The 6,949-nt window shown below is 63.3% G+C and carries 7 protein-coding genes; 4 read left to right on the plus strand and 3 right to left on the minus strand.

All coding sequences use genetic code 11. The features are described from left to right. The 3 genes from QOC69_RS10085 to QOC69_RS10095 all read right to left on the minus strand — a co-directional run. Positions 1–932: MCE family protein (locus tag QOC69_RS10085; RefSeq protein ID WP_526438937.1), on the minus strand; the 932-nt coding region annotated here is incomplete at its 3' end. 4 nt (positions 933–936) lie between these two features. Further along, the gene (locus tag QOC69_RS10090) at positions 937–1,791 is read right to left on the minus strand and encodes an MlaE family ABC transporter permease (protein ID WP_526438939.1); all 855 of its coding nucleotides are present in this window, start codon (positions 1,789–1,791) and stop codon (positions 937–939) included. A gap of 9 nt (positions 1,792–1,800) precedes the next feature. Then, a complete protein-coding gene (locus tag QOC69_RS10095; protein WP_526438941.1) occupies positions 1,801–2,604 on the minus strand; it encodes an MlaE family ABC transporter permease in 804 nt (267 codons plus the stop codon). A 532-nt stretch (positions 2,605–3,136) separates the two neighbouring features. Here QOC69_RS10095 and QOC69_RS10100 point away from each other — a divergent pair. The 4 genes from QOC69_RS10100 (at position 3,137) to QOC69_RS10115 (ending at position 6,946) form a co-directional block, all read left to right on the plus strand. Then, the gene (locus QOC69_RS10100; protein WP_526438943.1) at positions 3,137–3,868 is read left to right on the plus strand and encodes a FadR/GntR family transcriptional regulator; all 732 of its coding nucleotides are present in this window, start codon (positions 3,137–3,139) and stop codon (positions 3,866–3,868) included. 135 nt (positions 3,869–4,003) lie between these two features. Further along, positions 4,004–5,131, plus strand: coding sequence for an amidohydrolase family protein (locus tag QOC69_RS10105; RefSeq protein WP_526438945.1), 1,128 nt, complete (start codon positions 4,004–4,006; stop codon positions 5,129–5,131). Continuing rightward, positions 5,037–6,113 carry a DODA-type extradiol aromatic ring-opening family dioxygenase gene (locus QOC69_RS10110; protein WP_526438947.1) on the plus strand — a complete coding sequence of 359 codons (1,077 nt, stop codon included), beginning with the start codon at positions 5,037–5,039 and terminating at the stop codon, positions 6,111–6,113. Before QOC69_RS10105 ends, QOC69_RS10110 begins: the two co-directional genes overlap by 95 nt. Next, positions 6,110–6,946 (plus strand): alpha/beta fold hydrolase, encoded by an 837-nt coding sequence (locus tag QOC69_RS10115; protein ID WP_526438949.1) that lies wholly within the window; start codon positions 6,110–6,112, stop codon positions 6,944–6,946. Before QOC69_RS10110 ends, QOC69_RS10115 begins: the two co-directional genes overlap by 4 nt. Positions 6,947–6,949 lie beyond the last annotated feature (3 nt).

A 6,949-nucleotide genomic window follows, 5' to 3' on the forward strand; every position in this document is an offset into this window, starting at 1 on the left:
GCGCCGCCCCACGCCGAATAGCCCCCGTTGTTGAGATACCAGGTGACGCCCTGTAAGAAGCAGGTGTACTCGGGGTTGTACTTGAGCAGCAGGTTCGTCGTCGGTTCGAGGGTGTTAACCGATGCGACGAAATTGTCCTTGCTCTGGCCGAGCAGGTTGGTCCCAGCCTGTGCGAAGCCCACGGTGTTGAGCAGCAAGTCGTCCAGCGCCTTCTTGTGATCCACGACGGTGGTGCTGGTGGTGCTGGCGGCGTTCAGGATAGTCAGGATGTTCTGGGCAGCTGCGTCGTAGGTGGCGCTGAGGTCCCCCAGCTTGCGCCAGTCCGCACGGATGGTGTCACTGCGCGCGTTGAGCGCCAGCAATACCTGGTTGAGGTCGGTGGTGGCCTCGCCCATCCGTTCACCTTGTCCGCGGACGCCTTCGGCCAACGCGCTCAGAACCGCGTTCAGCTTTAGCGGATCGACCATGTTGAGGAGGTCGACGACGTTTTCGAAGACTGTGTTGACTTCAGTGCTGACATTTTTGGAATGCAGCACTGCGCCGGCAGCCAGCCGGGCGGGACTTGGGTTTGGCGGATATTCCAGGTCGACGAACTTGGCACCGAACGCGGTGGTGGCGCTGATCTGCGCCTGTACGTTGGCCGGGATATACCGGATCTGATCAGGGTCAATCTCCAGCCTCAAGCTGGCCTCATCCCTGCCACTGCCGATCTGGCTGACCCGGCCGACTTGGACGCCGCGCAGCATGACCTTGGCGTTGGTCTCCAGCACCAGCCCCGCTCGATCCGATGTCATCTTCACCGGCACGTATGACCGGAAGGTCCCACTGAAGGCGGCCGTGGTCACGAACAGGAACACACCGATCGCCACCAACAGGATCACTGTCCACCACGGGGTGGGGATGAGGTGTTCTCCTGGCTTGCGTTGTTTCATGCCACTAGCTCGCCAGGTGGAAGTTGCCGGACTGGCCGTAGACGGCGAGCGTGATCAGCACGATCTCCACCGCCGCGACCACCATCGAGGTACGCACCGCCCGGCCCACGGCCTCACCAACCCCGGCCGGCCCGCCGCTCGCGGTGTACCCGTAGAAGGTGTGCACCAGCATGACCACGACCGTGATCGCTAAGACCTGGAAGAACGACCAGACGATGTCGCGGGGACTGAGGAACGTGTTGAAGTAATGGTCGTAGACACCGGAGCCCTGGCCGTAGATGGTGACGGTGCCGGCGCGGGAGGCCAGGAAGGCCATCATGATTGCGATGCAGTACAGCGGGATCACCACAACCACCCCGGCGACCACCCGGGTGGACGCCAGATAGCTGACGCTGCGGACACCGAGCACCTCGAGCGCATCGATCTCCTCGTTGATCCGCATCGCGCCCATCTGAGCGGTGGCGCCGGCACCGATGGTCGCCGACAAGGCGACGGAGGCGGTTCCCGGCACAATGAGCCGGACATTGAAGTACGCCGACGCGAACCCCGTGAGCGCTTCGATACCGACGGACGCCAACTGGTTGTAGCCCTGCACCGCCACCAAGGCGCCGGTGGTCATCGTCAGGAAGCCGACGATCACGACGGTCCCACCGATCATTGCGAGCGCGGCGGTACCTAACCCCATTTGCGCGATCAACCGCAGCATCTCTGTCCGGTAGTTGACGACTGCATCGGGAATCGAACCGAGTGTCGTAACGTAGAACTGCATCTGCGATCCGATCCGATTCCACTCGCGCACCACGGTGTTCGTTGTGCGCTGTAGTCGGGGATGCAGCCTGCTCGGAAGTGCCTGCGTCATGGGTTCACCTCACGACACCGTGAACTGGATACCGACGGCGGTCACGATGACGTTGATCGCGAACAACACCATGAAGGTGAACACCACGGTCTCGTTGACCGCGTTGCCGACACCGGCCGGACCACCGCCGACCGAGATGCCCTTGTAGCAGGCGATCATTCCCGCCGCATAGCCGAATAGCGTCGCCTTGATCAGTGAGACGAGGACGTCGGAAAGGCCGGTCAGCGTCGTCAGCCCCGTCACGAACGCACCCGCCGAGACGTGTTGGACATACACGGTGAAAAAGAACGCGCCGGCAAGACCCACCACGGTCACCGCCGCCTCCAGCGCCAAAGCCACCGTGGTGGCCGCCAGCACGCGCGGAACCACCAGCCTCTGGATGGGGTTGATGCCCAGCACCCGCATCGCGTCGAGTTCTTCGCGGATGGTCCGCGCTCCCAGATCGGCGCACATCGCGGTGGCGCCCGCACCGGAGACCACCAGCACCGTGACGATGGGGGCGATCTGGTTCACGGTGCCGATCGCCGCGCCGGTTCCGGACAAATCCCCGGCACCGATTTCGGTCAGCAGAATGTTGAAGATGAAGGTCAGGATCACCGAGTACGGGAGCGTCATCATTAGCGCCGGCAGCATTGACACCCGTGCCACGAACCAGGTCTGGAGTAGGTATTCGCGCCAGGCGAACGGCGGCTTGAAGGTCAACACCATGCCGTCCAGCCCCATCGCGAATAAGTCGCCCATCGCGCGGACCGGCTTGCCGAGTTGATAGGCGGTTACCACCGGTGCCTCCACGACACCGCCGACTGGGTGCATCGTTGGTTCAGTCGTGAATGCCCGCGACGTATGCATCGCCGGCGCAAAGGTGAAACTCCCTGGGGGCATAGCGGTCGGCGACCACCTGTGCCGGGCTCTCGATGCACCACATCACGCGCAAAAAAACCGCGTGCGGGTGCGCCCGGAGACACCGCCACGGCGAGGAAGTCCCCAGTACGCGGCTGCAAATAGTCATGCTCGGCCGGCGGCATGGCGAAACGATATCGACGACGTCAGCAAAGTGACTGCTCCACCAAGGGGGATTATGGCTCCCTCGTCAGGGTCACTTTGCGGTTATTCGGCCGCCCGGGCGGTTTGCTACGCACGTGTTGAACGAGGTGTCGAATGCCACACTGCCGCAGGCAGCTGCGCGGCCTTAATCGTCGCGGCGTCGTACCAGGCGGTCGCGGACCCCGGTACGCCTCCCGGCAGATTGTTCGGTCCATCGGTCTGGACTCCTCACATCCGTTCATCTGGGAAACTTGCGCTGACGGCACCACTACCGGGCCGATGGCGATCCGAAGGAGGCCGTGTGCAACGTCGCGATCCTGCGCTGCGGTCGTCTCGGGCTGAGCGCGTCGCCGCCGATCTAGAACACGAGATCCTCACTGCGCGTCTGCCGGTCGGAGCCCACCTGGGACGCCGCTCGGAGATCATGGATCGGTTCAGTATCAGCCCGACCGTGATGAACGAGACGCTGCGCATCCTGCGTGATCGCGACCTGGTGACCGTCCGGCCGGGACCGGGCGGCGGAATCACCGTGGCGAGTGCACCCCCGCAGGTGCGTCTGGGGGCGCTGGATCTGTCGTTTCAGCCGTCCACCCCCCATCCCTTGGACCTGTTCGAAGCCCGGTTGTACCTCGAGTTCGGCATGACCAAGGCGGCTTTCGAACGTGCGACTAGCGACGACGTCGCTGCGATGCGGTCGGCGATGGTCACGATGCGGGCCAGCGCCCGTGCTCCGGAGTTCTTCGACGCTGTACTGGCGTTTCACGGCGTCGTCGCGGCGGCCGCCCACATTCCCGTCCTGGAGGGTATGCACCAACTCGTCGTGACCAGCATCAAGGCTGTGCTCAGCCGCGTGATGTTCGTCCACAATCACGAACCGCTGCTCGCCAAAAGCCTCGACGTCCACGACGACATCGTGGCCGCCATTGCCCTGCACGATCAGGCGTCGTTCGTCGAGGCCATCAACCGCCACGATCAAGACCTGATCCGCGCCGACGACCTGGACCGTACCCCCAACACTCCGCAGCGTCCCTGACCGAACAGTCAGTTCGCTGGTCCATCCCGGGATTGGTCCGGCCTGCATGCCGGTAACTTTCAGCACTTAATGGATGTGATCCACAGCATTGTGCATATACATCTTGAATTATGTATGCACATTATCTAACCTGGGGTGAACCCGACCCCGATCACCCGTTGCGCGGAGCCAACCATCAACGCTCAACTGACTGTCCCCACCGGCCTCGTCGATGTTCACACACATGCCATCGACGCTGAGCTGCCCGACCTGGGACGCGTCTATCCGCACGATCGCTGGCCCATCGTCCAGCGCGCCAATGAAACCGAGGCGCAGTTGATGTTTGGTGGGGTCCCCTACCGCGCCGTCGATCATCGGTGCTGGTCACCCAAAGCCCGGATCATTGACATGGACAGTGAAGGCGTTGCGATGCAGGTGCTTTCGCCAATTCCGGTAACATTCTGCTACTCCGCATCGGCGACCGGCGCCGCGGAATTGGCAGCAGCACAGAACGAGTTCTTCGCCCGAATCACCCTCGCGCACCCAACACGCTTCGCTGCGTTGGGGGCCGTCGCCTTGCAGGACCCCGACCGAGCTGTTGATGAGATGCGCCGCTGCATGGGCTACCGAGGCTTTTTTGGCGTCGAGATCGGCACGCGGGTAGGAGATACCGAGCTGGCCGACCCCAGCCTGGACCGGTTTTTCGCGGTCGCACACGAACTCGGCGCTTTGGTCTTGGTCCATCCGTCGGACCAGGACCTACCACACCGGGTCATGGAAATGGGAGTGGGCTTTGGTGCCGGGATGCCGATCGAGACGGCGCTGGCAGCCGCAGCACTGATCGCGCGCGGCGCCCTCGCACGCCGGCCCGAAGTGCGAATTTGCTTGGCGCACGGGGGAGGCGCGTTGCCGGCAATGATCGGACGACTCGATAAGGGAGCGACGATCACCGGCGTGTCCGCCGACTCACCCGAGCTTCCGAGCCGGTTGGCGCGCCAGTTGTGGTGTGACTCCCTGACCTACAACCGCGAAGCGCTGCACGCAGCGGTCGACGTCTTCGGCCACGACCACGTCGTCTTCGGATCGGACTATCCGTTCCAAGCGATGCCGGAACCACTCGACGACATTGTCAGCAGCCTGCCCGCCGACCTGCGTCGCAGGATCTGCCGCACCAATTTGGAGGAGCACTATGGCGCACTTCCTGGGTCTAGGCATGACCCACTATCCCCTGCTGGCCGGCACCGACGAACATATGGCCGACCTGCTGCGCTGGACGGTCACTGACCCCGACATTCCCGCCGAGGCGAAGGATCCCGCGACATGGCCTGCGTCGATGCGCGCCGAATGGGGTAGCGACGGCGGGGTCGCCTCAGCAGCGCATCACCGAAAGCTATTGGTGGAGAACCTTGCTCGCTGCCGCGATGCCCTCGACGAATTCGCGCCGGATGTCGTGGTGGTGTGGGGCGACGATCAATACGAGAACTTTCGCGAAGAGGTCATCCCGCCGTTCTGCGTACTCGCCTACGGCGATGTCGACGTCAACCCCTTCGAGCTGATGAGGCGCCGCGGCAGCCCGAACGCATGGAGCCTGCCCGACGACACAACCATCACGTTGCGTGGCGACGCGGATGGGGCCCGCAGACTTGCGGACCAACTCATCGGCAGAGGATTCGATATCGCCTACTCCTACCGAAAGCGCAGTGAAGCACCTTTTCCGCACGCAATCCTCAATACCCAGCTGTTCCTGGACTACCCAAACGCCGGGTCGCACTTCGACTATCGGCTGATACCCATCACAGTCAATTGTTACGGGCAGCACGCGATCGCACGCCAGGGCGGCCTGGCGCGGTTCGCCGCGATCGCCGACGAACGGCTCGACCCGTCCGGGCCGACGCCCGCCCGCTGTTTCGCGCTGGGCCGCGCGGTCGCGCAGGCGTTCCGCGACACCGACTTACGGGTCGCGCTGGTGGCTTCGTCGAGCTGGTCGCACGCATTTCTGACTGACAAAACGTGGCATATCACTCCTGACACTGATGCCGACCGCCGGCTGTATCAGCTGTTCGTCGACCGCGACTACCAGACGTGGCAGGCCACCCCGAGCCGCGACATCGTCGACTCTGGTCAGCACGAGATGCTCAACTGGTTTTGCCTGACTGGAGCTGTCGACGAGCTCGGCTTGGAGCTTTCCTGGTCGGAGCTCGTCACTACCGATGTCTTCAACTCCAACAAGTGTTTTGCCGCGTTCGCGGAAGGAGGCACGCGATGACATCGACAGTCGCAGGAATCGCGTTTGAGCCAAAGACCATCGATGCCGGAGGTATCGAAACCAGCTACCTCGAGGCCGGTTCCGGCGAAACGGTCCTCATGCTGCACGGGTCCGGCCCCGGCGTTTCGGCGCTGGCCAACTGGCAGCACAACATACCAATGTTGGCGCAACGGTTCCACGTGCTCGCCCCCGACATCGTCGGCTTCGGAACCACCGTGCGGCCCGAAGACATCGTTTACTCGCTGCGCACCTGGACCGATCACGTCTGGGCATTTATGGATGCACGCGGCGTGGAGAAGGCCAGAGTCATCGGCAACTCGCTGGGCGGGCGCATCGCGCTACAGATGGCTACTGACCAGCCGGACCGGATCGCCAAGATGGTGCTGATGGGCACACCGGGCGTTGGCATGACACCCACCGAGGGCCTTGCCGCGTTGCGTGCATACGAGCCGTCGCATGATGCGATGCGCGAATTGCTGCGCAACTACTTCGCAGTCAATCCGGCAATGATCACCGACGAGCTTGTCCAGATCCGGTATAAGGCCAGCATCGCCGACGGCGCCTACGAGGCTTACCGTGCCATGTTCTTCGACCCGCGGCACGCCGGATCCGAGCTCGGTATCACCGAAGACGAGGTGCGTGCCATCGCCACCCCGACACTGCTCATTCATGGGCGCGAGGACAAAGTGGTTGCCCTGCAGGTCTCGGTCGCGATGCTCGGGCTACTGCCGAACGCCGATCTGCATGTGTTCAGCGCATGCGGCCACTGGACCCAGATCGAGCGCGCCGACGAGTTCTCCGCTGTGGTCTCCGATTACCTCGGTCGGTCATGAGCA

The organism is Mycobacterium sp. (assembly GCF_032162105.1).
In the GTDB taxonomy this organism is placed as follows: domain Bacteria; phylum Actinomycetota; class Actinomycetes; order Mycobacteriales; family Mycobacteriaceae; genus Mycobacterium.